General features: G+C 66.2%; 20 protein-coding genes. 12 read left to right on the forward strand and 8 right to left on the reverse strand.

Features of this window, described 5'->3' with window-relative positions; translation table 11 throughout:
- Nucleotide 1 precedes the first annotated feature (1 nt).
- Together JX001_RS00430 and JX001_RS00435 are read left to right on the forward strand one after the other, a co-directional pair.
- The gene (locus JX001_RS00430; RefSeq protein ID WP_055754537.1) at nt 2–226 is read left to right on the forward strand and encodes an alkylphosphonate utilization protein; all 225 of its coding nucleotides are present in this window, start codon (nt 2–4) and stop codon (nt 224–226) included.
- A 41-nt stretch (nt 227–267) separates the two neighbouring features.
- Nucleotides 268–1,395: a CobW family GTP-binding protein gene (locus tag JX001_RS00435; RefSeq protein ID WP_205681851.1), complete on the forward strand. Its 1,128-nt coding sequence runs from the start codon at nt 268–270 to the stop codon at nt 1,393–1,395.
- Between the two features lie 61 nt (nt 1,396–1,456).
- Here JX001_RS00435 and JX001_RS00440 read toward each other — a convergent pair whose 3' ends face one another.
- Together JX001_RS00440 and JX001_RS00445 are read right to left on the reverse strand one after the other, a co-directional pair.
- Nucleotides 1,457–2,512 carry a 1,9-bis(guanidino)-5-aza-nonane synthase gene (locus JX001_RS00440; protein ID WP_205681854.1) on the reverse strand — a complete coding sequence of 352 codons (1,056 nt, stop codon included), beginning with the start codon at nt 2,510–2,512 and terminating at the stop codon, nt 1,457–1,459.
- A gap of 213 nt (nt 2,513–2,725) precedes the next feature.
- Nucleotides 2,726–3,991 carry a type III PLP-dependent enzyme gene (locus tag JX001_RS00445; protein WP_205681855.1) on the reverse strand — a complete coding sequence of 422 codons (1,266 nt, stop codon included), beginning with the start codon at nt 3,989–3,991 and terminating at the stop codon, nt 2,726–2,728.
- Nucleotides 3,992–4,220: 229 nt separating this feature from the next.
- On the opposite strand from JX001_RS00445, the gene JX001_RS00450 reads away from it, so the two are divergent.
- The 8 genes from JX001_RS00450 to JX001_RS00485 all read left to right on the forward strand — a co-directional run bounded on the left by JX001_RS00450 (nt 4,221) and on the right by JX001_RS00485 (nt 12,488).
- On the forward strand, nt 4,221–5,450 hold the full coding sequence (locus JX001_RS00450; RefSeq protein WP_205681857.1) for a DUF2254 domain-containing protein: 1,230 nt from the start codon (nt 4,221–4,223) through the stop codon (nt 5,448–5,450).
- 106 nt (nt 5,451–5,556) lie between these two features.
- Nucleotides 5,557–6,366, forward strand: a complete 810-nt coding sequence (phnC, locus tag JX001_RS00455; protein WP_017506638.1) for a phosphonate ABC transporter ATP-binding protein — start codon at nt 5,557–5,559, stop codon at nt 6,364–6,366.
- Nucleotides 6,363–7,379, forward strand: a complete 1,017-nt coding sequence (gene phnD / locus JX001_RS00460; protein ID WP_205681859.1) for a phosphate/phosphite/phosphonate ABC transporter substrate-binding protein — start codon at nt 6,363–6,365, stop codon at nt 7,377–7,379. The genes phnC and phnD overlap by 4 nt, the downstream gene beginning before the upstream one ends.
- Entirely contained in the window at nt 7,376–8,188 is an 813-nt protein-coding gene (gene phnE / locus JX001_RS00465) for a phosphonate ABC transporter, permease protein PhnE (RefSeq protein ID WP_205681861.1), read from the forward strand. The genes phnD and phnE overlap by 4 nt, the downstream gene beginning before the upstream one ends.
- Before the next feature lie 91 nt (nt 8,189–8,279).
- A complete protein-coding gene (locus JX001_RS00470; RefSeq protein ID WP_205681863.1) occupies nt 8,280–9,347 on the forward strand; it encodes a substrate-binding domain-containing protein in 1,068 nt (355 codons plus the stop codon).
- 120 nt (nt 9,348–9,467) lie between these two features.
- A complete protein-coding gene (gene galU / locus JX001_RS00475) occupies nt 9,468–10,346 on the forward strand; it encodes a UTP--glucose-1-phosphate uridylyltransferase GalU (RefSeq protein ID WP_205681865.1) in 879 nt (292 codons plus the stop codon).
- Between the two features lie 101 nt (nt 10,347–10,447).
- Nucleotides 10,448–11,245: an enoyl-ACP reductase FabI gene (locus JX001_RS00480; RefSeq protein ID WP_169802112.1), complete on the forward strand. Its 798-nt coding sequence runs from the start codon at nt 10,448–10,450 to the stop codon at nt 11,243–11,245.
- A gap of 58 nt (nt 11,246–11,303) precedes the next feature.
- Nucleotides 11,304–12,488, forward strand: coding sequence for a benzoate/H(+) symporter BenE family transporter (locus tag JX001_RS00485; protein WP_241004696.1), 1,185 nt, complete (start codon nt 11,304–11,306; stop codon nt 12,486–12,488).
- Nucleotides 12,489–12,502: 14 nt separating this feature from the next.
- Here JX001_RS00485 and JX001_RS00490 read toward each other — a convergent pair whose 3' ends face one another.
- The 5 genes from JX001_RS00490 to ffh all read right to left on the reverse strand — a co-directional run bounded on the left by JX001_RS00490 (nt 12,503) and on the right by ffh (nt 16,449).
- Complete coding sequence (locus JX001_RS00490) at nt 12,503–12,889, reverse strand: DUF3597 domain-containing protein (protein ID WP_205681866.1); 387 nt, start codon at nt 12,887–12,889, stop codon at nt 12,503–12,505.
- Between the two features lie 51 nt (nt 12,890–12,940).
- Nucleotides 12,941–13,657: a glutathione S-transferase N-terminal domain-containing protein gene (locus tag JX001_RS00495; RefSeq protein ID WP_205681867.1), complete on the reverse strand. Its 717-nt coding sequence runs from the start codon at nt 13,655–13,657 to the stop codon at nt 12,941–12,943.
- 83 nt (nt 13,658–13,740) lie between these two features.
- Complete coding sequence (gene rimM, locus JX001_RS00500; protein WP_205681868.1) at nt 13,741–14,268, reverse strand: ribosome maturation factor RimM; 528 nt, start codon at nt 14,266–14,268, stop codon at nt 13,741–13,743.
- 69 nt (nt 14,269–14,337) lie between these two features.
- Nucleotides 14,338–14,889, reverse strand: a complete 552-nt coding sequence (gene rpsP / locus JX001_RS00505; protein WP_165114081.1) for a 30S ribosomal protein S16 — start codon at nt 14,887–14,889, stop codon at nt 14,338–14,340.
- Between the two features lie 24 nt (nt 14,890–14,913).
- Entirely contained in the window at nt 14,914–16,449 is a 1,536-nt protein-coding gene (gene ffh / locus JX001_RS00510; protein ID WP_205681870.1) for a signal recognition particle protein, read from the reverse strand.
- Between the two features lie 392 nt (nt 16,450–16,841).
- Between ffh and JX001_RS00515 the strand changes: the two genes are divergently transcribed.
- Both JX001_RS00515 and JX001_RS00520 read left to right on the forward strand, forming a co-directional pair.
- Nucleotides 16,842–18,047, forward strand: a complete 1,206-nt coding sequence (locus tag JX001_RS00515; RefSeq protein WP_137720283.1) for a saccharopine dehydrogenase family protein — start codon at nt 16,842–16,844, stop codon at nt 18,045–18,047.
- Between the two features lie 13 nt (nt 18,048–18,060).
- On the forward strand, nt 18,061–19,233 hold the full coding sequence (locus tag JX001_RS00520) for a carboxynorspermidine decarboxylase (RefSeq protein ID WP_205681871.1): 1,173 nt from the start codon (nt 18,061–18,063) through the stop codon (nt 19,231–19,233).
- A 39-nt stretch (nt 19,234–19,272) separates the two neighbouring features.
- On the opposite strand, the gene JX001_RS00525 is transcribed toward JX001_RS00520, so the two are convergent.
- Complete coding sequence (locus JX001_RS00525; RefSeq protein ID WP_205681872.1) at nt 19,273–20,649, reverse strand: S41 family peptidase; 1,377 nt, start codon at nt 20,647–20,649, stop codon at nt 19,273–19,275.
- Between the last annotated feature and the right edge of the window lie 72 nt (nt 20,650–20,721).

The following is a 20,721-nucleotide window of genomic DNA, read 5'->3' on the forward strand; positions in this document are numbered from 1 at the left end:
CATGACCGACGACGTGACCAAAGATTCCAACGGCAACATCCTGGCTGACGGCGACAGCGTGACCCTGATCAAGGACCTGAAGGTCAAGGGATCGGGCGGGGTGACGCTGAAGCGCGGGACGCTGGTCAAGAACATCCGTCTGACCGGCGACACGGACGAGATCGAGGCCAATGTGGAGAAGGTGCGCGGCCTGGTCCTGCGCACCGAGTTCGTGAAGAAGGCCTGACCCTCTTCCCTTCGCGCGATGCAGCCGCCATCTAGCGACCTATGACCGACACCCTCGCCGCCCCCGCCTCGACCGCTTCCGTCAACAGCAAGATCCCCGTCACCGTCCTGACCGGCTATCTCGGCGCGGGCAAGACGACCCTGCTGAACCGGATCCTGACCGAGGACCACGGCAAGCGGTACGCCGTCATCGTCAACGAGTTCGGCGAGATCGGCATCGACAACGACCTGGTGGTCGGCGCCGACGAGGACGTGTTCGAGATGAACAACGGCTGCGTCTGCTGCACGGTGCGCGGCGACCTGATCCGCGTGGTCGCCGGCCTTATGAAGCGCCAGCGTACCGGAAAGCCCGCCTTCGACGCCATCATCGTGGAAACGACGGGCCTGGCCGACCCCGGTCCGGTGGCCCAGACCTTCTTCGTGGACGAGGACGTCAAGGCCAAGACCCAGCTGGACAGCGTCACCACCCTGGTCGACGCCAAACACGTGATGGCGCGACTGGACGATTCCAGGGAGGCGCGCGAACAGGTGGCCTTCGCCGACCGGATCATCCTGAACAAGGTCGATCTGGCGACCGCTGACGAACTGGACGCGGTCGAGGCGCGTCTGCGGGCGCTGAACCCGCTGGCGCCCATCGTGCGGGCTGAGCGGTCAAACGTGCCGCTCGATCAGGTGCTGGGCCTGGGCGCCTTCGATCTGGAGCGGATCCTGGAGGTCAAGCCGGACTTCGTGAACCCGCCGCACGGCGCGGACGGCCATGTGCATGACGAGGCCTGCGGTCACGATCATGGGCATCATGACCATGATCACGGGCACGATAATCATCACCACGATCACGATCATTCGCACGGCGCGCGAGGTCACGCCCACCAGGACGACATCAAGGGCATTTCCCTGTCGCTGGACCGGCCGCTGGACGGGACGAAGTTCACCGCCTGGCTGGACAAGCTGTTGGGCGAGCAGGGTCAGAACATCCTGCGCGCCAAGGGCATCATCGACGTGAAGGGCGAGAATCGCCGCCTGGTCTTCCAGGCCGTGCACATGATCCTTGAGGGCGATCTGCAACGCGAATGGGGCGCCGCCGAACGCCGCTGGAGCCGCGCGGTCTTCATCGGCCGCGATCTGGACGAAGCCGCGCTGAAGGCCGGCTTCGAGGCCTGCGCCGCCTGATCTCAAAGGTGGACTGACAGACAAAAGGCCGGCGGAGCAATCCACCGGCCTTTTTCTTTGTTCAGCCCTTCTCAAACAACTTGTTCCAGCGGCGCTTGTCGCGGGCCTTCCAGGCGCCGCGGTGGTAGGCGTCGGAGCCGATCAGGGGGACGACGGTGGTGGCTTCGGCGAAAACCATCTGTTCGTGGGTGGTCTGGACCTTGCCCCAGGAGGCGGCTTCTTTCAGCGTGGACGACGAGCAGGCGCCGTCGCGGACGTCGGCGACGGTGATCTGAACCGCATAGCGGTGCATCTCGGCCTCGACACCTAGGATTTCGGCGCAGACGACCGTGTCCTGGGCGAAGTTCTTGGGCACGCCGCCGCCGACCATGAACAGGCCGGTGACGCCGGCGGCGATCTTGATGTCGGTCAGTTCGCGGAAGTCGGCGATGGCGTCCAGCATCAGATAGGGCTGGCCGGCGGCGGCCCGTTCCTTCTGGTGCTTCACCAGACCAAAGCCGGCCGAGCTATCGACGAAGGCCGGGCAGAAGATCGGCACGCCCTGTTCATAGGCGGTCTGGATCAGCGAGCCGGGCTTTTTCGCATTACCCTCGCTCAGCCACTTGCCCATCTCCCAGATGAACTCGCGGCTGGAATAGCCGCGCGGCTCCAGCCGGTTGGCGATCTCCAGGATGGTGTGGTCGCAGGCCTGGAGTTCTTCCTCGTCGATATAGGTGTCGTAGATCCGGTCGATGTAGTTGTCGCGCAGGACGTTGTCGTCCACCTCGCCGGCCGCCTGATAGTGTTTGAAACCCAGGGCCTCGAAGAAATCCATGTCGACGATCGAGGCGCCGGTGGCGACCACGGCGTCGACCATGCCGAACTTCACCATGTCGCGGTAGACGTGCATGCAGCCGCCGGCCGAGGTCGAACCGGCCAGGATCAGCCAGGGCGAGCAGTCCTTGTCCTCGATGGCCATCGAGAAGATGTCGGCGGCGCGGGCGGTGTCGCGCGACGAGAAGGACATCTTGCGCATCGAGTCGATGATCGGGCGCGCGTCGAAGCTCGTGATGTCGACGTGCTCGACGACATTCTGCAGCAGCTGGGCCTTGGTGTTCGATTGAACGGGAGCGTTCATTTCGGCGGTTTCCCTGTGATTTGAGCGCCCGTCGAACAAGCAGACGTGCCGGGACGGAGCGACCGACAGGACCGATAGACGCCCGACCTTCGGCCGTCACCCTCGGACTTGATCCGAGGGTCGGACGTTCCGCCGCGCGCTCCTCGAAAGGAAGACGCAGAGCGGCCGATCCTCGGGTCGAGCCCGAGGATGACGGATTTCAGATGGCGCGTCCTACTTCCGGCGCGACTTGCGCTGACCGGCCTTACCCTTGGGGCGTGACAGGCGCACGACCTTGCGGGCGTTCTCTTCCGCCGTGGTGCGCACGGTGGGGATGGAACGCGGGGCCAGACCGTACAGCGAGGCCATCGGGGCGTCCTCGACCGCGGCGATGTCGTGTTCGCCATAGCCGTTGAAGCCCGTCGACATGGCCACGCCGTAAGCTCCCAGCATGCCGATCTCGATGAAGTCGCCTTCGCGCACATCGGCCGGCAGCCAGAAGGGCCCCGGCATATGGTCGATGGAATCGCAGGTCGGGCCGTAGAACTGGAAGGCCTTCAGCTCGCCCGCGCTTTCGCCGTCCCGGATCAGCTTGGTCGGGAAAGGCCAGCGCGAATGGGTCGCGTCGAACAGCGAGCCGTAGGAGCCGTCGTTCAGATACAGGGCGTCGCCCTTGCGCAGATCGACACGGGCCAGGATCGACGAGGATTCGGCGACCAGCGCCCGGCCGGGCTCGCACCACAGCTCGGTCGTTTCCGACACCGGCATCTCGTTGAAGCCGCGATGGATGGCGTCGGCGTATTCGCTCATGTCCGGCGGGACCATGCCCGGATAGACGGACGGGAAGCCGCCGCCGACATCGACGATATCGACGATCACGCCAGCACGGCTGATCGACCGGCCGACCTGGGCCATGGCGGCCTGATAGGCGGTCGGGCGCATGCACTGGCTGCCAACGTGGAAGGAAACGCCCATCAGGCCGTCCTTGACCGCCTGGCGCGTGGCCATCAGCAGGGCCGGCGCCTGATCCGACGACACGCCGAACTTGCCAGACAGCGTATAGGCGGCGCCGTCGGCCGAGACAGCCATGCGCACGATCAGGTTCAGGTCGTCCGCGCCGCCGGTGGCGTCGAGGATCTTGTTCAGCTCGTCGATGCAGTCGAGCGAGAAGGTGCGCACGCCGTGATCGAAATAGGCCTTGGTGATTGCAGAGCGGCTCTTGACCGGGTGCATGAAGGCCAGGCGCACGTCATGGCTGACCGAGCGAACCAGCTCGATCTCGGCGATGGACGCCACGTCGAAGCCGCGAACGCCGGCCTCGATCAGGGTTTCGACGACCCAGCGCGAAGGGTTGGCCTTCACAGCGTAGAAGACGTCGGCCTTTAGATTATCCTGGAACCAGCGCGCCGCTACGGAAACCGAACGCGGCCGCACGAGGGCGACGGGACGTTCAGGGGACCGCTCACGGACCAGGTCCAGGGGAAGCTGATACGTGCGCAATTCACGTAACCCCCTGCTAATTGTTAAACCCAGACCGGCGTTAGCGGCGCAGACAGGACCTACGGGGTCCGCCGGAGAGCGCGATATGGGGACGCGCGACTGTCATGTAAAGAGGTTTTTTCGTGGCGGGGCCTAGGTTTGGTTGTCACAAATCCGGTCTGCGCCCTCCACGACACGATCCAACGGCAACCTTGACCTTTCTATGCCGTTGCCATGGTCGGAGGGTTTCATGAACCGATGGCTGTTCTTTTGGCGCAAGATGCAGCGTCAGCTGTGGGTGCGCGCCACGGCCTATGCCGCCGCAGGCGTCGCCGCAGCCTTGCTGGCCGCCGCCCTTGCCCCCTGGGTCCCGCAGGAGATGGCCGAGCGTCTGGGCGGCGAGTCTGTGGAATCGATTCTGACGATCCTGGCGTCCAGCCTGCTGGGCGTGGCGACCTTTTCGGTCGGCGCCATGGTCACGGCCTATACGTCGGTGTCGTCGGCGGCGAGTCCGCGTGTGGCGGCCCTGGTCACCAGCGATGACGAGACCCAGAAGTCGCTGGCGACCTTCGTCGGCGCCTTTCTCTACGCCATCGTCGCCGTCACCGCGATCAACGCCCACTATTACGGCCAGAACGGCCGCGCGATCCTGTTCCTGATCAGCCTGGCCATGGTGGGTCTCGTGGCGTTTCGCCTCCTGGCCTGGATCAACCGTCTGTCCAGCCTGGCGCGGGTCGGTCACATGATCGATCTGGTGGAGGACAGGGCGCGCGAGGCGTTGGAGCAGCGACGCGACAATCCGTTTCTGGGCGGGCGAGCAGGCCGTCTTGAAAACGGCGCAGAGGTGACGGCGCCGGAAACCGGCTATGTTCAGAACGTCGATCCCGACCGCCTCCAGGCCATGGCCGAGAAACGGGACTGCCAGGTCGAGGTGGTCGCTGCGCCGGGCTCCTTCGTGCGACGCGGCGAGGTCCTCGCCAGGGTCAGCCTGCCGGCCTGCGACAAAGAGGCCCAGGACGCCTTCTGCTCCGCCTTCGCGCTCGGAGACTCGCGCTCCTATGATCAGGACCCGCGCTTCGGCCTGATCGTTCTGGGCGAGATCGCCGCCAAGGCCCTGTCCCCCGGCGTCAACGATCCCGGAACGGCCATTCAGGTGGTGTCGACCGGCGTGAGGCTTCTGGATATCTGGGCCGGCGAGCGTGACGAACACGAGGGCGGCGTCTCGCGCGATCGTTTGATGGTGCCTGGCATCTCGCACGCCGATCTGCTCGACGACGTGTTCGGCCCGGTCGCCCGCTATGGCGCTGGCGACGTCGCGGTCGCCATCAGGCTGCAAAAGGGCCTGAGAACGCTGGCCTCGATCCCCTCCCTGACCGCGCCGGTGCGGATCATCGCCGATCAGGCGCTGGAGCGGTCGCGCGTCGCCATGCCGATTCCGGCGGACTACGCCCGGGTGAAGGGTGCGGCGGAAGGCGTCTGAAGCGCTCAGGTCTGGACGAGATTGCGCCCGACGTGCGATTAGGACTTGCCCGAGCGCGATTTCAGCTTATTGCGGCGCCCCTTCGCCATAGCCTCCTAGCGAGTTCATGAGTTCATCCGCAGCCGCCGCCGCCCCTGGGCTAGTCCTGGCGCGTGACGTGTCGAAGACCTTCGGATCGCGAAAGGCGCTGGACGGCGTCTCGATTTCCGTGGCCTCCGGCGAAATGGTCGCCCTGATCGGTCCGTCCGGTTCGGGCAAGTCCACCCTGCTCCGCTCCATCACCGGCCTGCAGTCGATCGACGCCGGCGCCGGCACCATCCAGGTGTTCGGCGAGACCGTGCAGAAGGACGGCCGCGTCACCGGCGCCGTGCGCAAGGCGCGCAGCAAGCTGGGCATGATCTTCCAGCAGTTCAATCTTGTCGGGCGACTGAGCCTGTTCTCCAACGTCATGCTGGGCGCGCTGGGCCGTCTGCCCGGATGGAAGGGTCTGCTGGGCCTGTGGCCCCAGGCGGACAAGGACAAGGCCATGGCGGCCCTGCACCGGGTCGGCGTCAGCGACTACGCCGCCCAGCGCGCCAACACCCTGTCCGGCGGCCAACAGCAGCGCGGCGCCATCGCCCGCGCCATCGTGCAGGGCGCCAAGGCCATTCTGGCCGACGAACCCGTCGCCTCGCTGGACCCGGTGTCCGCCCGTAAGGTCATGGAACTGCTGGTCGAGTTGAACAAACGCGACGGCATGGGTGTGATCGTCACCCTGCACCAGGTCGACTACGCCATCCGCTACTGCGACCGCGTCATCGCCCTGCAAGGCGGCAAGATCGTCTATGACGGCCCGTCCACGGCGCTGGACCAAAAGCGCCTGATCGAAATCTACGGTCCCGAGTTCGAGGACGCGTTCTGGGAGACCAAGGCATGAGCCTGTCGCGCATTTCCCCCACCCGCCGTCTAATCGCTGCGGCCGGCGCCGCCGTCATGATCCTGGGCCTGGCGGCCTGCGGCGGCGGCGAGGACAAGAAGGCTGCGGGGGGCGCGCCCAGCGAGATCACCTTCTCGATCCTGTCCGCCGAAGGCCAGGCCTCGGCCGGCCCGCTGTGGCAGCCGCTGCTGGACGACATGTCCAAGGCCATCGGCGTGCCGGTGAAGCCCTATTTCGGTTCGAACTACACCGTCCTGGTCGAGGCCATGCGCGGCAACCACACCCAGGTGGGTTGGTTCTCGGCCAAGCCTGAGGTCGAGGCCATCGATCGCGCCAAGGCCGAGGTCATCGCCCGCACCGTCAACCGCGAGGGTCTGGACAGCTATCAGTCCACCCTGATCGTCAAGAAGGGATCGGGCATCACGCTCGATCAGGTCATGGCGTGCGGCAAGAAGTACAACTTCGGCATCGGCGACGCCCAGTCGACGTCGGGCACCCTGGCTCCGCTGACCTTCCTGTTCAATCCGCGTGGCGTGGTCCCCAGCCAGTGCTTCAAGACCGTGCGCTCGGCTAACCACCAGGCCAACGCCTTCGGCGTGGCGACCGGCGTGATCGACGTGGCGACCTCCAACAGCGTGAACACCATCTTCATGCGCAAGGAAAACCCGCAACTGGCCGGCCAGATCGAGGAAATCTGGACCTCGCCGCCCATCCCCGAGAGCGGCATCGTCGTGCGCGAGGACCTGGATCCGGCGCTGAAGGAAAAGATCCGCAGCTTCTTCCTGACCTATGGCCAGGGCGAAGGCGCCGAGGCCGAGCGTCAGCGCAAAATCCTGGCGGACCTGGAATATTCCCGCTTCACCGCCGCTGACGACAGCTATCTGGACCCGATCCGCGAGATGATCGCCGACCAGAAGCTGGGCGAGGCCCGCGCCAAGGGCGATACGGCCGCCGCCGCCGCCGCCGAGCGCGAGCTTCAACGCCTGCGCAGCCTGCGTGAGGTCCGGCCTTGACCGCAGTCGCGTCTACCGCCGTCGCGATTCCGGCGGCGCCCAAGAAGTCCGCCCTCGCCTGGGTCGCCGACGTCCTCGTCTGGGGCGGCGTCGCCGCCGTCCTGCTGTACAGCATCGACGCCGTCGATCTGGGCAACATCTCGCGTCTGTTCGCCGGCAACGACAGCACCCAGCTGTTCGTCCACGACCTGCTGCGTCCCGACTTCAGCGACTGGAAGATGTTCGTCGCCAAGATGTGGGAGACGGTGCAGATCGCCCTATGGGGCACCTTCCTGGCCGTGATCCTGGGTATTCCGCTGGGTCTGGCGGCGGCGCGCAACATCGCGCCCGTCTGGGTCGTGACGCCGGTGCGCTGGATCATGAACCTGCTGCGTTCGGTGCCGGATTTGGTGATCGGCCTGCTGTTCGTCACCGCCGTGGGCCTGGGGCCTCTGGCGGGTGTTCTGGCCATCACCCTGAATACGGCCGGGGTTCTGGCCAAGCTGTTCTCGGAAGCGGTCGAGTCGATCGACAAGGGTCCGGTCGAGGGCGTGCGCGCCACCGGCGCCGGCAAGCTGCACGAGATCGTCTGGGGCGTCCTGCCTCAGGTCGCGCCGCTGTGGACCTCGTTCGCCCTGTACCGTTTCGAATCCAACAGCCGGTCCGCGACAGTGCTGGGTCTGATCGGCGCGGGCGGCATCGGCCAGGTGCTGTTCGACAGCATGAACGCGTTCGATTTCCGCGCCGTCTCGGCCATCGTCATCGTCGTCGTCGTCGCCGTGACCCTGATCGACACCCTGTCGCAGGTGATGCGCCGCCGCCTGCTGTAGCGGCGGCGGTCCCTTTCGCGGGCCCATTCTCGGGACTGTCATAATCCTCTGCTCTAAGCATCGCGAAATCGATGCTCAGGGAGAGCCTTGGATGATCCGCACACTGAAACTGGCGGCTTCGGCCGCCGCCCTTCTGGCCCTGGCGGCCTGTGGCGACAACGGCGGGGGCGGCTCCGCCTCCGGCGCGCGTTCCGGCATCTGGGCGGCCGGTTCGTCGACCGTCTTCCCCTTCGCCACGCGGGTCGCCGAGACCTTCGCGCGCGGTTCGGGCGGCGCGGCGCCGCGCGTCGAATCGCTGGGCACCGGCGGCGGCATCCAGGCCTTCTGCCAGGGCGTCGGCCCGACCACTCCGGACATCGCCAACGCCTCGCGTCAGATGAAGCAGTCCGAGTTCGACCTGTGCGCCAAGAACGGCGTCACCGACATCGTCGAGATCAAGATCGGCTTCGACGGCATCGTCATCGCCACGGCCCGTAACGGCAACGGCTTCAACTTCGAACTGAACGACCTGTACGAGGGCCTGGCCAAGGAAGTGCCGGGCGCCAACGGTCAGTTCGTCCCCAATCCGGCCAAGACCTGGAACCAGGTCAACGCCGGCCTGCCGAACCAGCGCATCCAGGTCTATGGCCCGCCGCCCACCTCGGGCACGCGCGACGCCTTCTTGGAGCTGGGCATGACGCCGGGCGCCAAGCTGGTGCCGGCCGTCAAGGCGATCGAAGGCGACAAGGACCGGTTCGAAGCCATCGCCCACACCCTGCGCGAGGACGGCGCCTGGATCGATTCCGGCGAGAACGACAACGCCATCGTCCAGACCCTGACCCGCACGCCAGGCTCGCTGGGCGTGTTCGGCTATTCGTTCCTGGAGCAGAACCTGGACACGGTGAAGGCCGAGACCATCGACGGCGTCGCCCCGACCGCCGACACCATCGCCAGCGGTGAATACCCGCTGTCGCGCAGCCTCTACATCTATGTGAAGAAGGCCCATATCGGCGTCATTCCGGGCCTGCAGCAGTTCGTGCAGGAGTTCCTGTCGGAAGGCGCCGCCGGCAAGGGCGGCTATCTGGCCGACCGCGGCCTGATCCCGCTGCCGGAAGACCAATTGCTGGCTCAGCGCGCGACCATCGCCGCCATGACGCCGATGGCCCGCCCCGCCAAGTAAGGCGGAACCCGACCGCCGTTCCGCCCCTTCTTTCACCGGTTCGCCCCGTTGAAGCGCGAAGCGCTTCAACTGAAGCGCACGAGGCCGTAGAAGGGGCGGGATAGCTGTCAGGATGATTTGATGACCACCACGCCCGCGCGCCTGCGCAAGGCCGTACTGCCCGTCGCGGGCCTCGGCACCCGGGTCCTGCCCGGCACCAAGACGACCCCCAAGGAACTGCTTAACGTCGTCGACCGGCCGATCCTGTCCTACATCGTCGAAGAGGCGCGCGAAGCCGGGATCGAGCACATCGTCTTCGTCACCGGCCGCTCCAAGGGCGCCATCGAGGACTATTTCGATCACCAGATCGAGCTGGAAGCCCAGCTTCTGGCCAAGGGCAAGACCGATATCCTGGAGATGATGAACGCCGAATTGGCCTTGGCAGGGGAGATGAGCTTCACCCGCCAGATGCAGCCCAAGGGGCTGGGTCACGCCGTCTGGTGCGCGCGCGACATCATCGGCCACGAGCCGTTCGCCGTCATCCTGCCCGACGTCATCGTGGACTCTCAGCCCGGCGCCCTGAAGCAGTTGGCCGAGGTCTATGCCGAGACCGGCGGCAACATCATCGGCGTGGAATCCGTCCCCGAAGATCAGACCCACAAATACGGCATTGTCGATCCGGTGAGCCGCGACGGTTCGCGCATCGTCATGAAGGGCATGGTCGAAAAGCCCGCCGCCGGAACCGCGCCGTCCAACCTGTCGATCTCGGGCCGTTACATCCTGCAGCCGGAGATCTTCGACCTGTTGGCGACGCAGGAAAAGGGCGCGGGCGGCGAAATCCAGCTGACCGACGCCATGGCGCGACTGATGGCGGACCAGAGCTTCACCGCCGTTGAATATGAGGGCGTGACCCACGATTGCGGCGACAAGATCGGCCTGTTGCGCGCCAACGTCGCCCTGGCCCTGAAACGCCCCGACCTAGGCGACGCGGCTCGCCAGGCGATCGCGGGCCTGCTCTGACGCTAGGGAAGGCGGCGGGGGTTCCGGTTTACGCCCGCCCCTGCTAACCCTCCGCGCAAATCATCAGGAGACGAACCATGGCGACTTCCGAAGGCTGGGACATGCCGACCGGCGACCTCATGAAGGGCAAGAAGGGCCTGATCATGGGCGTGGCCAACTCCAGCTCCATCGCCTGGGGCATCGCCTCGCAGCTGGCCGCCCAGGGCGCCGAGCTGGCCTTCACCTATCTGGGCGAGAGCTTGGAGCGCCGCGTGCGTCCTCTGGCCGAAAGCGTCGGCGCCAAGCTGCTGATCCCGGCCGACGTCACTGACGACGCCTCGATGGATGCGGCCTTCGCCGAGCTGGAAAAGACCTTCGGCACGATCGACTTCGTCGTCCATTCGGTGGCCTTCGCCAACAAGGATGAGTTGAAGGGCAGCTTCGTCGACAACACCACGCGCGACAGCTTCCTGCTGGCCATGAATATCTCGGCCTTCAGCTTCGTGGACGTGTCCAAGCGCGCCGCCAAGCTGATGCCGAACGGCGGCAGCCTGATCACCCTCACCTATCTGGGGTCCGAGCGGGTCATTCCGAACTACAACACCATGGGCGTGGCCAAGGCCGCGCTGGAAGCCGCGACCCGCTATATCGCGCGCGACCTGGGTCCCAAGAACATCCGCGTCAACGCCATCTCGGCCGGAGCGATGCGCACCCTGTCGCTGGCCGGCATCTCGGGCGGGCGCGGCTTGCACTCCAAGTCGGCCCAGTTCTCGCTGATCAAGGAAGAGACCTCGATGGAGGGCGTCGCCGGCGCGGCCTTGTGGCTTTGCTCGGACCTCGGCCGTTCGACCACGGGCGAAGTCGTCCACGTCGATGCGGGCTTCCACGCCGTGGGCCTGCCGGAAGACATCGAAGGCTGATCAAGGAGGGCTGGATCCCAGCCTTCCGCCATCAGAGACGACGGTTTAAGGCCGGGGCATGACTGCTCCGGCCTTTTCCATGCGCACCCTGCCCGCCTCGGCCTTTTCGTCCGCCGCCGTGGCGACGGTGATCGGGTTTGGCGGGACGGTCGCCTTGGTCGTTCAGGCCGGCCAGGCCTTCGGCGCAGACGCGGGCCAGATCGGGTCAATGGTGACGGCCCTGTGCCTGGGCATCGGGGCGCCGGGCGCCTTGCTGAGCTGGCGGCTGAAGATCCCCGTCGTGCTGGCCTGGTCCACGCCGGGGGCGGCCCTGCTGGCGGCCTCGACCCTGGGCCTGTCGTGGCCGACGGCGATTGGCGCCTTCGTCTTCGCCGCCCTGCTGATGATCCTGACCGGCTTGATCCCGGTGCTGGGGCGGCTGGCGGCGCGGATCCCGGCGGCCATCGCCTCGGCTATGCTGGCGGGGGTGCTGCTGCCCTTCGTGCTGAGAGTGTTCAAGGTGGCGCCGGACGAGACGGCCTTGGTCGTCGGGTTGATCGCGGTGTTCCTGATCTTCAGACGGCTGTGGCCGCCCTGGGCCTTGCCCGCCGTGCTGGCGGCGGCTTTTGCGGTGCTGGCGATGCGGGGGCAGCTGGCCCTGCCGGCCGGCACCGGACTGTTCGGCCATCTGGAGCCGCTCGCGCCCGTCTTCGACTGGAAGGCGGCGGTCAGCCTGGGCTTTCCGTTGTTTCTGGTGACGCTGGCGGCCCAGAACCTGCCCGGGCTGGTGGTGCTGCAGAGCGCCGGCTATCCGCCGCCCGCCAACCGAATGATCCTGTCCACCGGCGTCGCCAGCCTGCTGATCGCCCCGTTCGGCGGGCATGGGGTCAATCTGGCGGCGATCACGGCGGCGATCTGCACCGGGCCGGACGCGCACCCCGATCAGGCCAAGCGATGGGTCGTGGGCGTTATCTACGGCGGTCTTTATCTGGTCGTGGCCCTGTTCGCCGCGCCGCTGGCCGGGCTGTTCATCGCCATGCCGCCGGTCGTGCTGGCGGCGGTGACGGGTCTGGCGCTGATCGCGCCGCTGACCGGCGCGCTGCAAAACATGATGACGGAGGTCGGATCGCGCGAGGCGGCCGTGCTGACGTTTGCGGCGACGGCTTCGGGCCTGACCCTTTTCGGCATCGGGTCGGCCTTCTGGGGTCTGGTAGTAGGGTTTGCGGCGCTGGCCGCGATGCGCTGGATCAGACCGCCGGCCTGATCCAGCTGAAGGTGCTAGTCGCGCAGCGAGGCCGGGACCTGACCACCGTTTTCGGCCAGCTTCTTCCAGACCGCCTTGGACAGGGCGATATTCTGTTCGGCCGAGCCGTGCTCGCCGGCGTGGACGTTCAGTTCCTCGGCCAGTTCCTTGCGGGCCGCCAGGCTGGAATCCAGGTCCAGCAGCTTCAGCAGGTCGACGATCGAGGTGCGCCAGTTGCCGCCGCCGCCCTTCGACGCCGCCAGATCGCTGAGGACCGCCTCGACGTCCACGGGTGGAAGAGCAGGCGTGGCGGTCGGGGCGGCGCCGGGCGCGGGTTGGGCGCTGGGCGCCGGGGTAGGCTGAGGTGCCGCCTTGGGCTTGTGGCCCGTGATCTTGTTCCAGATCGAAGAGAAGATACCCATAGGTCGCGCTCCAGTTGATGCCGTCAGATAATGCCCGTGGGCGGCGACGGTTCAGTGACGCGCCGGAATCTCTATGCCGCGCTGGACCGCGGGGCGGGCCAAACCGCGCTCCAGCCAGGCGGCGACGCGCGGGAAGTCGGCGAATCCGACGATCTCGCCCGCTTCGTAGAAGCCGATCAGGTTGCGGACCCAGCCCAGGGTGGCGACATCGGCGATGGAATAGTCGCCGACAAGCCAGTCGCGGGGTTCTCCCCCGTCATTGGCAAGCCGCGTCTCCAGCACGCCCAGCAGGCGGCGGCTTTCGGCGACGTAGCGGTCGCGCGGGCGCTTGTCCTCGTACTCCTTGCCGGCGAAGCGGTGGAAGAAGCCCAGTTGGCCGAACATCGGGCCAATCGCGCCCATCTGGAACATGACCCACTGGATTGTCTCGTAGCGGGTCGCCGGGTCGGTCGAGAGCAGCTTGCCGGTCTTTTCCGCCAGATAGATCAGGATGGCGCCGGATTCGAACAGGGCCAGCGGCTGTCCGTTCGGGCCGTTCGGATCGAGGATGGCGGGGATCTTGCCATTGGGGTTCAGCGACAGAAACTCCGCCCCCCAGGTCTCGTTCTTGGTGATGTCGACGAGGTGCGGCTCATAGGCCAGGCCGACCTCTTCTAGCATGATCGAAACCTTCACCCCGTTGGGCGTCGGCAGGGAATACAGCTGGATGCGATCGGGATGCTGCGCCGGCCAGCGTTGCGTGATCGGGAAGGCGGACAGGTCGGTCATGGGTGCGGCCTCGGCTATTTCGATAGGCCTATGTCGGCGCCGTCCGGGCGATCCGCAACACCGACGGGAGCGATGACGAAGGGCTATTCCGGCTCACGCTCGCCCACCTCGGTCGGCGGCACGGCCAGAAGCCAGCCGTCGGCCAGGTGCAGTTCCGGCGTCGCTTCCTTGGTGAAGGGCAGATACCAGGTCGGGCCGCCCGCGGCGGGCGCGATCTCCAGCATATCGTCGGCGCCGAAGTTCTGAACCGATTTCACCGTGCCCATGACGGCGCCCGCCGTGTCGCGGACCTGAACGCCCAAGAGGTCGGCGAGGTAGAATTCGTCTTCATCCGGCTCGGGGAACCGGTCGCGGGGAACGTGCAGTTTCAGGCCGCGCAGGGCGTCGGCCTGTTCCTTTGTGGCGATCTCCTTGGCCCGGCCGACGACGCCGTTCTTGTCGGGCCGCGTCGAGGTCAAGGTCAAGGCCACGGTCCCATCGGCGCGCAGCAGAGGGCCATAGGCGGTCAGGGCCAGGGGATCGGCGGTGAAGGCGGTCACCCGCACCTCGCCCCGCACGCCGAAGCCGCCGCCGATCTGGCCGACGAGGATCAATCTGCTGTCGGTGGTCATGCGTGTTCTTAACCCATGAAAAAGGCGGCGTCGAAAGACGCCGCCCTGATCATCGTCAAACCGAAAGGCTTAGCCTTCGGCCTTTTCCTCGGTCGCTTCAGCAGCCGGGGCTTCCTCTGCGGCGGCGTCAGCGGCCGGAGCCTCTTCGGCAGGCGCTTCTTCAGCAGCGGGAGCGTTCTTGGCGGCTTCGGCGGCGGCGGCGGCCTCTTCCTTGGCGCGGGCGGCGGCTTCAGCGGCCTCGACCTTGGCGGCGGCTTCGGCTTCCAGGCGGTCGGCTTCGCGCTGGGCGCGTTCAGCGGCGCGCTCTTGCGCCTTCTTGCCCGGAGCGCCCTTGTTCGGGTTGTTCGACTGCGTCCACTTGACCTTCTGGCCCAGGGTTTCGTCCTGCGACAGGAAGCGGGCGACGCGGTCGGTCGGCTGGGCGCCCTTGCCGAGCCATTCGGCGATGCGCTCGACCTTCAGGGCGACGCGCGGTTGGGCGCCGTCCTTGGGCAGCATCGGGTTGTAGCTGCCGACCTTCTCGATGAACTTGCCGTCGCGCGGCGAGTGCGAGTCGGCGATGACGATGTGGTAGTAGGGGCGCTTCTTGGCGCCGCCGCGGGCCAGACGAATCTTCAGCATTTCAGGTCTCTTTCTAGGAAGTCGTTATTTCTTGGGAGGGAAGCCCGGCAGGCCAGGAAGACCTCCCGGAAGTTGTCCGCCGCCCAGTCCGGCGAGCCGGTCCTGGATGGCTTTCAGATCGTCGGCGGAGGGTTCGGCCATCTTGCCGCCGCCCAGCGCCTTGAGGCGGGCCATGTCGGGGCCGCCGCCCATGCCGGGCATGCCGCCGCCGCCAAGGCCGCCGAGCATGGCGGCCATCTGCTGCATCTTCTTGGGTCCGCCGCGCGCCATCGACTTGACCACATCAGCCATCTGGCGGTGCTGTTTCAGAACCCGGTTCACGTCCTGCACATCGACGCCGGCACCGGCGGCGATGCGCTTCTTGCGCGAGGCGTTCAGCAGGTCGGGCTTCTTGCGCTCGGCCTTGGTCATCGAGGAGATGATGGCTTCCTGACGCAGGATCATGCGGTCGTCGATGCCGCTCTCGGCCATCTGACCCTTCATCTTTGCCACGCCGGGCAGCATGCCCATGATGCCTTGAAGCCCGCCCATCCGCTTCATCTGCTGAAGCTGACCGGCCAGGTCATCCAGATCGAACTGACCCTTGGCCAGTTTTCGGGCCATCTTCTCGGCCTTGGCCTGGTCCAGATCCTGGCTGGCCTTTTCGACCAGGGCGACGATATCGCCCTGACCCAGGATGCGGCCGGCGACGCGGCGGGCGTCGAACACGTCCAGCGCATCGATCTTTTCGCCGGCGCCCAGATATTTGATCGGCAGGCCGGTGACGGCCCGCATCGACAGCATGGCGCCGCCGCGACCGTCGCCGTCGGCGCGGGTCAAGACCAGGCCGGTCAGGGGCAGGCGCTCGTGGAACGCCTTGGCGGTGCGCACCGCATCCTGGCCGGTCAGGCTGTCGGCGACCAGCAGGGTCTCGACGGGCTTGGCGATGTCGGCGACCTCGGCGACCTCGTTCATCAGCCCCTCGTCCAGGGTGATGCGGCCGGCGGTGTCGAGGATCAGGACGTCGAAGCCCTGGAGTTTTGCCGATTGCAGCGCCCGGCGCGTGATCTGGACCGCGCTCTCGCCCGCCACGATCGGCAGGGTGGCGACCTCGATCTGCTTGCCCAGGGTGGCTAGCTGTTCCATCGCGGCCGGACGACGCGTGTCCAGCGAGGCCATCATGACCTTCTTGCGATCGAACTTGGTCAGGCGCAGCGCCAGCTTGGCCGAGGTCGTGGTCTTGCCCGAGCCCTGCAGGCCGGCCATCAGCACCACGGCGGGCGGATTGGCGTTGGTGTTCAGCGGGACCGGCTCTTCGCCGCCCAGCATCTCGATCAGGCCGTCATAGACGATCTTGACCACCTGATCGGCCGGCTTGACCGAACGGATGACTTCTTCGCCCGTCGCGCGCTCGGTGGCGAAGGCGATGAATTCCTTGACGACCGGCAGGGCGACGTCGGCCTCGAGCAGGGCCACGCGCACTTCGCGCATCGCCTCGGCGACATCCTTTTCGGACAGGGCGCCGCGCCCGGTGATCCGGTCGAAGACGCCTGTCAGCCGCTCGTTCAGAGCCTCGAACATTCACTACCTCGTGTGGCGCAGGTGAAACGGCTCCATACGACAACGGCCCCCGGCGACGATCACGTCGGCGGAGGGTTCTCGCCGGGCTCGTTCTCTTTTGCGGGCTATCGGCCTTGCGGCCTACTTGAGCCCGAATGGGCTGTGCTCAAGTAGCGCGGAGCGCGGTAGCACGACAAAAAAGCTGTCGTCCCGGTGGAGACGCAGGTTCACTTGCGTCGGAAGCGGCGGCTTATGGCGGAAAAACCGCACAAAGGCAACCGGACCGATCCGGTCACGCTATAACAGCCAATATCGGCGCAGGGATTTAGCGGATTGTCATCATCGTGCTAAGAGCCGCGCCCTTTATAGGGGCGGCGCTGTCGCCAGGGTTTCAGACTTCGGGAGAAGCACAGATGAGCAAGGTGCTGGTTATCGGCGCAGGCGGCGTCAGTTCGGTGGCCGTCCACAAGATGGCGATGAACGCGGACATCTTCTCGCATATCACCCTGGCGAGCCGCACCAAGTCCAAGTGCGATGCGATCGCCCAGTCCGTGAAGTCGCGCTTCGGCGTCGATATCGACACGGCGGCCATCGACGCCGACGACGTGGCGGCGACCACCGCGCTGATCCAGAAAGTGCAGCCCGAGTTGGTCGTGAACCTGGCCTTGCCCTATCAAGACCTGTCGATCATGGACGCCTGCCTGGCCGCCGGCGTCGACTATCTGGACACCGCCAACTACGAGCCGCGCGACGAGGCCAAGTTCGAATACAAGTGGCAGTGGGCCTATCAGGATCGTTTCAAAGACGCCGGGCTGATGGCGCTGCTGGGTTCGGGCTTCGATCCCGGCGTGACCTCGGTCTTCACCACCTACATCAAGAAGCACCTGCTGGATTCCATCGAGACGCTGGACATCCTGGACTGCAACGGCGGCGACACCGGCCTGCCCTTCGCGACCAACTTCAATCCCGAGATCAATCTGCGTGAAGTGACCGCGAACTCGCGTCACTGGGAGAACGGCCAGTGGGTCGAAGGCCCGGCGCTGAGCCACAAACAGACCTTCGACTTCGAGGGCGTGGGTCCCAAGAACATGTACCTCATGTACCATGAGGAGCTGGAATCGCTGGCGAAATTCTATCCCGAGATCAAGCGCATCCGCTTCTGGATGACGTTCGGCGACAGCTATCTGAAGCACCTCGAAGTGCTGGAAAACATCGGCATGACCTCGATCGAGCCGATGCAGTTCCAGGGCCGCGAGATCATTCCGATCGAGTTCCTGAAGGCCCTGCTGCCAGAGCCGGCCTCGCTGGGTCCGATCACCAAGGGCAAGACCAACATCGGCGTCATCGCCACCGGCCTCAAGGACGGGGTCAAGAAGACGGTCTACGTCAACAACATCTGCGACCACGAAGAGGCCTATGCCGAGACCGGCAACCAGGCCGTCAGCTACACCACCGGCGTGCCGGCCATGATCGGCGCGGCCCTGATGGTGACCGGCCAATGGAAGGGCGACGGCGTGTTCAACATGGAGCAGCTGGACCCCGACCCCTTCATGGACATGCTGAACAAGCACGGCCTGCCGTGGAAGGTTCAGGACCTGGACGCCCCTCTGGACTTCTGATCGGACCGACTGAATGCAGACCCAGGCCGGCGATCCGGGCGCCTTTGCGCATTTCGACCTGAACCGCGTCGCCTCGCCCGCCTTCGTGGTGGACGAGGCGGCCATCCGCCGCAATCTGTCCGTGTTGAAGGGCGTGCGCGACGGAGCGGAGGCGCGCGTGCTTCTGGCGCTGAAGGCGTTTTCGATGTGGTCGCTGGCCGATGTGGTCGGCGAATACCTCGACGGGGTCTGCGCCTCGGGTCTGTGGGAGGCGCGGCTGGCGCGCGAGTTCTACAAGGGCGAGCTGACCACCTATTCGCCGGCCTATACGGCGCAGGACCTGCCCGAGATCCTGCGTCTGTCGGACCACGTCATCTTCAACAACCCGGCCCAGATCGCCCGTTTCGCGGACCTGATCGCAAAGGCGCGGACTGAAAGGCAGGTGTTCGAGATCGGCCTGCGGCTGAACCCCGAACATTCCGAAGGGGAGGTCGCCAAATACGACCCAGCCCAGCCCTGTTCGCGCCTGGGCTTTCCGGTTTCGCAACTGACGGCCGATCATCTGATCGGCGTCGATGGTCTGCATATCCATGCGCTGTGCGAACAGGACTTCCAGCCGCTGTCGCGCATCTGGGCGGCGGTGGAGCCCAAGCTGGCGCCGCTGCTGGGCGGGATCAAATGGCTGAACCTGGGCGGGGGGCACCACATCACCCGCGCCGACTATCAGACCGACGATCTGATCGCCTTCGTGCGCGATCTGCAGGCCCGGCACGGGGTTCAGGTCTATCTGGAGCCGGGCGAGGCCGTGGCGCTGGACGCCGGCATATTGATCGGCGAGGTGCTGGACGTGTTCGACAACGGCATGCCCATCGGCATCACCGACATTTCGGCTACCTGCCACATGCCCGATGTGATCGAGGCGCCCTATCGCCCCGCACTGCTGAAAGAACCCGAACATGGGGTGACGGTACGGCTGGGCGGGCCGTCGTGCCTGGCCGGGGACATCATCGGCGACTATGTCTTCGCCGAGCGGCCGACGCCCGGAACGCGGATCGCTTTTCTGGACCAGGCCCACTATTCGATGGTGAAGACCAACACCTTCAACGGCGTACCGCTGCCGTCCATCGTGCTGTGGAACTCTCAGACGGATGCGCTGACGACGGTGCGCGCGTTCGACTATTCGGCCTTCCGCGACCGCCTGTCTTAGACGCAAGAAAAAGGGCGGCTCGCGCCGCCCTTCCCTGACCTATTCTTCTTTCGGCACGTCCGCCGCCGGCTCGGCGTCGGGCTTGGGCGTCGAGCCGGGTTCGGTGACGACGATGCCTTCGGGCGGGGCCGACAGTTTCGACAGGTCGCCGCCGGCGCGCAGGACGTCCAGCGCGCGCTGAAGCTGATAGTCCTTTTCCTTGTCGAACTTTTCGCCCGGAGCTTCGCGCGGGGTGTGCGGACCCTTGCGCTCGGCGCCGATGGAGGCGTCCAGGGCCGTGGCGTAGGCGGCCTCGGAATAGATGAAGCTGGAGCGCGAGACGATGCGGGCCTCGGCCTCGTTGCGGGCGACTTCCAGATCCGGCTCGATGCCGATCTTCTGGATCGAGGCGCCCGAGGGAGTGTAGTAGCGCGCGGTCGTGATCGACAGGGCGCCATCCTGGCCCTGACGCAGCGGGATCACGGTCTGGACCGAACCCTTGCCGAAGCTGGTCAGGCCCACGATGGTCGCGCGCTGATGGTCCTTCAGGGCGCCGGCGACGATTTCCGACGCCGAGGCCGAGCCATAGTTGACCAGAACGACCAGCGGCAGACCGCCGGTGACGTCGCCGGGCTTGGCGGAATAGCGCTGGATCTGCTCGGGCTTGCGGCCCCGTTGGCTGACGATCTCGCCGCGTTCCAGGAAGGCGTCGGACACGTCGATGGCGGCGTTCAGCAGGCCGCCGCCGTTGTTGCGCAGGTCCAGGACATAGCCCTTCACCCCCGGCTTCTCGGCCTTGATCTTGGCGATGGCTTCGTTCAGCTCGCGGCCGGTGTTCTCGTTGAAGGTCGAGACGCGCAGATAGCCGAAGTCACCCTCGACCCTGCCTGTGACCGACTGGACCTTGATGACCTCGCGGGTCAGGGTCACTTCCAGCGGGTCTGACCCGTCGCGCAGGAAGGTCACCTTGACGCTGGTGCCCACGGCGCCGCGCAGCTTCTCGGACACCTGGCTGACCGTCAGGCCGGCCGCGTTCTGGCCCTCGATCGAAGAGATCACGTCGCCCGCCTGGACCCCGGCCTTGGCAGCGGGGCTGTCGTCCATCGGCGAGATGACCTTCACCATGCCGCCGTCGGCGCTGATGGTCAGGCCGACGCCCGAATACTGCCCCTCGGTGCGCTCGCGCAGATCATCGTAGTTGGAGGGCGGCAGATAGTTGGAGTGCGGGTCCAGCGCCGTCATCATGCCGGCCAGCGCGGCCTCGATCAGCTTCTTGTTGTCGACCGGGACAACGTAAGCCTGCTCGACGATGCCCACCACGTCGCCAAACAGCTCCAGCATGCGGAAGGTTTCGTTTCGCGGGGTCTGGCTGCTGACAGCAGCGGCGGATCCGCCGAGCACCAGAGCGGCGCAGCCGACGAGGAGCAGTTTACGCATTCGGTCTCTTTCGGTCGGGCCGATCACTGTGGGCGCCGGTGGGAAGGTTAAGGCCCCGTCGTCACGACCAAA

It is taken from the genome of Brevundimonas fontaquae (assembly GCF_017086445.1).
In the GTDB taxonomy this organism is placed as follows: Bacteria; Pseudomonadota; Alphaproteobacteria; order Caulobacterales; family Caulobacteraceae; genus Brevundimonas; species Brevundimonas fontaquae.

Coding starts and splice junctions, on each gene's coding strand:
- rimM (WP_205681868.1), bottom strand. CDS start 14,268: ATGACCACCGACAGCAGATTGATCCTCGTCGGCCAGATCGGCGGCGGC.
- JX001_RS00495 (WP_205681867.1), bottom strand. CDS start 13,657: ATGACCGACCTGTCCGCCTTCCCGATCACGCAACGCTGGCCGGCGCAG.
- phnD (WP_205681859.1), top strand. CDS start 6,363: ATGAGCCTGTCGCGCATTTCCCCCACCCGCCGTCTAATCGCTGCGGCC.
- JX001_RS00440 (WP_205681854.1), bottom strand. CDS start 2,512: ATGAACGCTCCCGTTCAATCGAACACCAAGGCCCAGCTGCTGCAGAAT.
- JX001_RS00485 (WP_241004696.1), top strand. CDS start 11,304: ATGACTGCTCCGGCCTTTTCCATGCGCACCCTGCCCGCCTCGGCCTTT.
- JX001_RS00435 (WP_205681851.1), top strand. CDS start 268: ATGACCGACACCCTCGCCGCCCCCGCCTCGACCGCTTCCGTCAACAGC.
- JX001_RS00515 (WP_137720283.1), top strand. CDS start 16,842: ATGAGCAAGGTGCTGGTTATCGGCGCAGGCGGCGTCAGTTCGGTGGCC.
- JX001_RS00470 (WP_205681863.1), top strand. CDS start 8,280: ATGATCCGCACACTGAAACTGGCGGCTTCGGCCGCCGCCCTTCTGGCC.
- phnC (WP_017506638.1), top strand. CDS start 5,557: ATGAGTTCATCCGCAGCCGCCGCCGCCCCTGGGCTAGTCCTGGCGCGT.
- JX001_RS00430 (WP_055754537.1), top strand. CDS start 2: ATGACCGACGACGTGACCAAAGATTCCAACGGCAACATCCTGGCTGAC.
- JX001_RS00525 (WP_205681872.1), bottom strand. CDS start 20,649: ATGCGTAAACTGCTCCTCGTCGGCTGCGCCGCTCTGGTGCTCGGCGGA.
- galU (WP_205681865.1), top strand. CDS start 9,468: ATGACCACCACGCCCGCGCGCCTGCGCAAGGCCGTACTGCCCGTCGCG.
- rpsP (WP_165114081.1), bottom strand. CDS start 14,889: ATGCTGAAGATTCGTCTGGCCCGCGGCGGCGCCAAGAAGCGCCCCTAC.
- JX001_RS00480 (WP_169802112.1), top strand. CDS start 10,448: ATGCCGACCGGCGACCTCATGAAGGGCAAGAAGGGCCTGATCATGGGC.
- JX001_RS00490 (WP_205681866.1), bottom strand. CDS start 12,889: ATGGGTATCTTCTCTTCGATCTGGAACAAGATCACGGGCCACAAGCCC.
- JX001_RS00520 (WP_205681871.1), top strand. CDS start 18,061: ATGCAGACCCAGGCCGGCGATCCGGGCGCCTTTGCGCATTTCGACCTG.
- ffh (WP_205681870.1), bottom strand. CDS start 16,449: ATGTTCGAGGCTCTGAACGAGCGGCTGACAGGCGTCTTCGACCGGATC.
- JX001_RS00450 (WP_205681857.1), top strand. CDS start 4,221: ATGAACCGATGGCTGTTCTTTTGGCGCAAGATGCAGCGTCAGCTGTGG.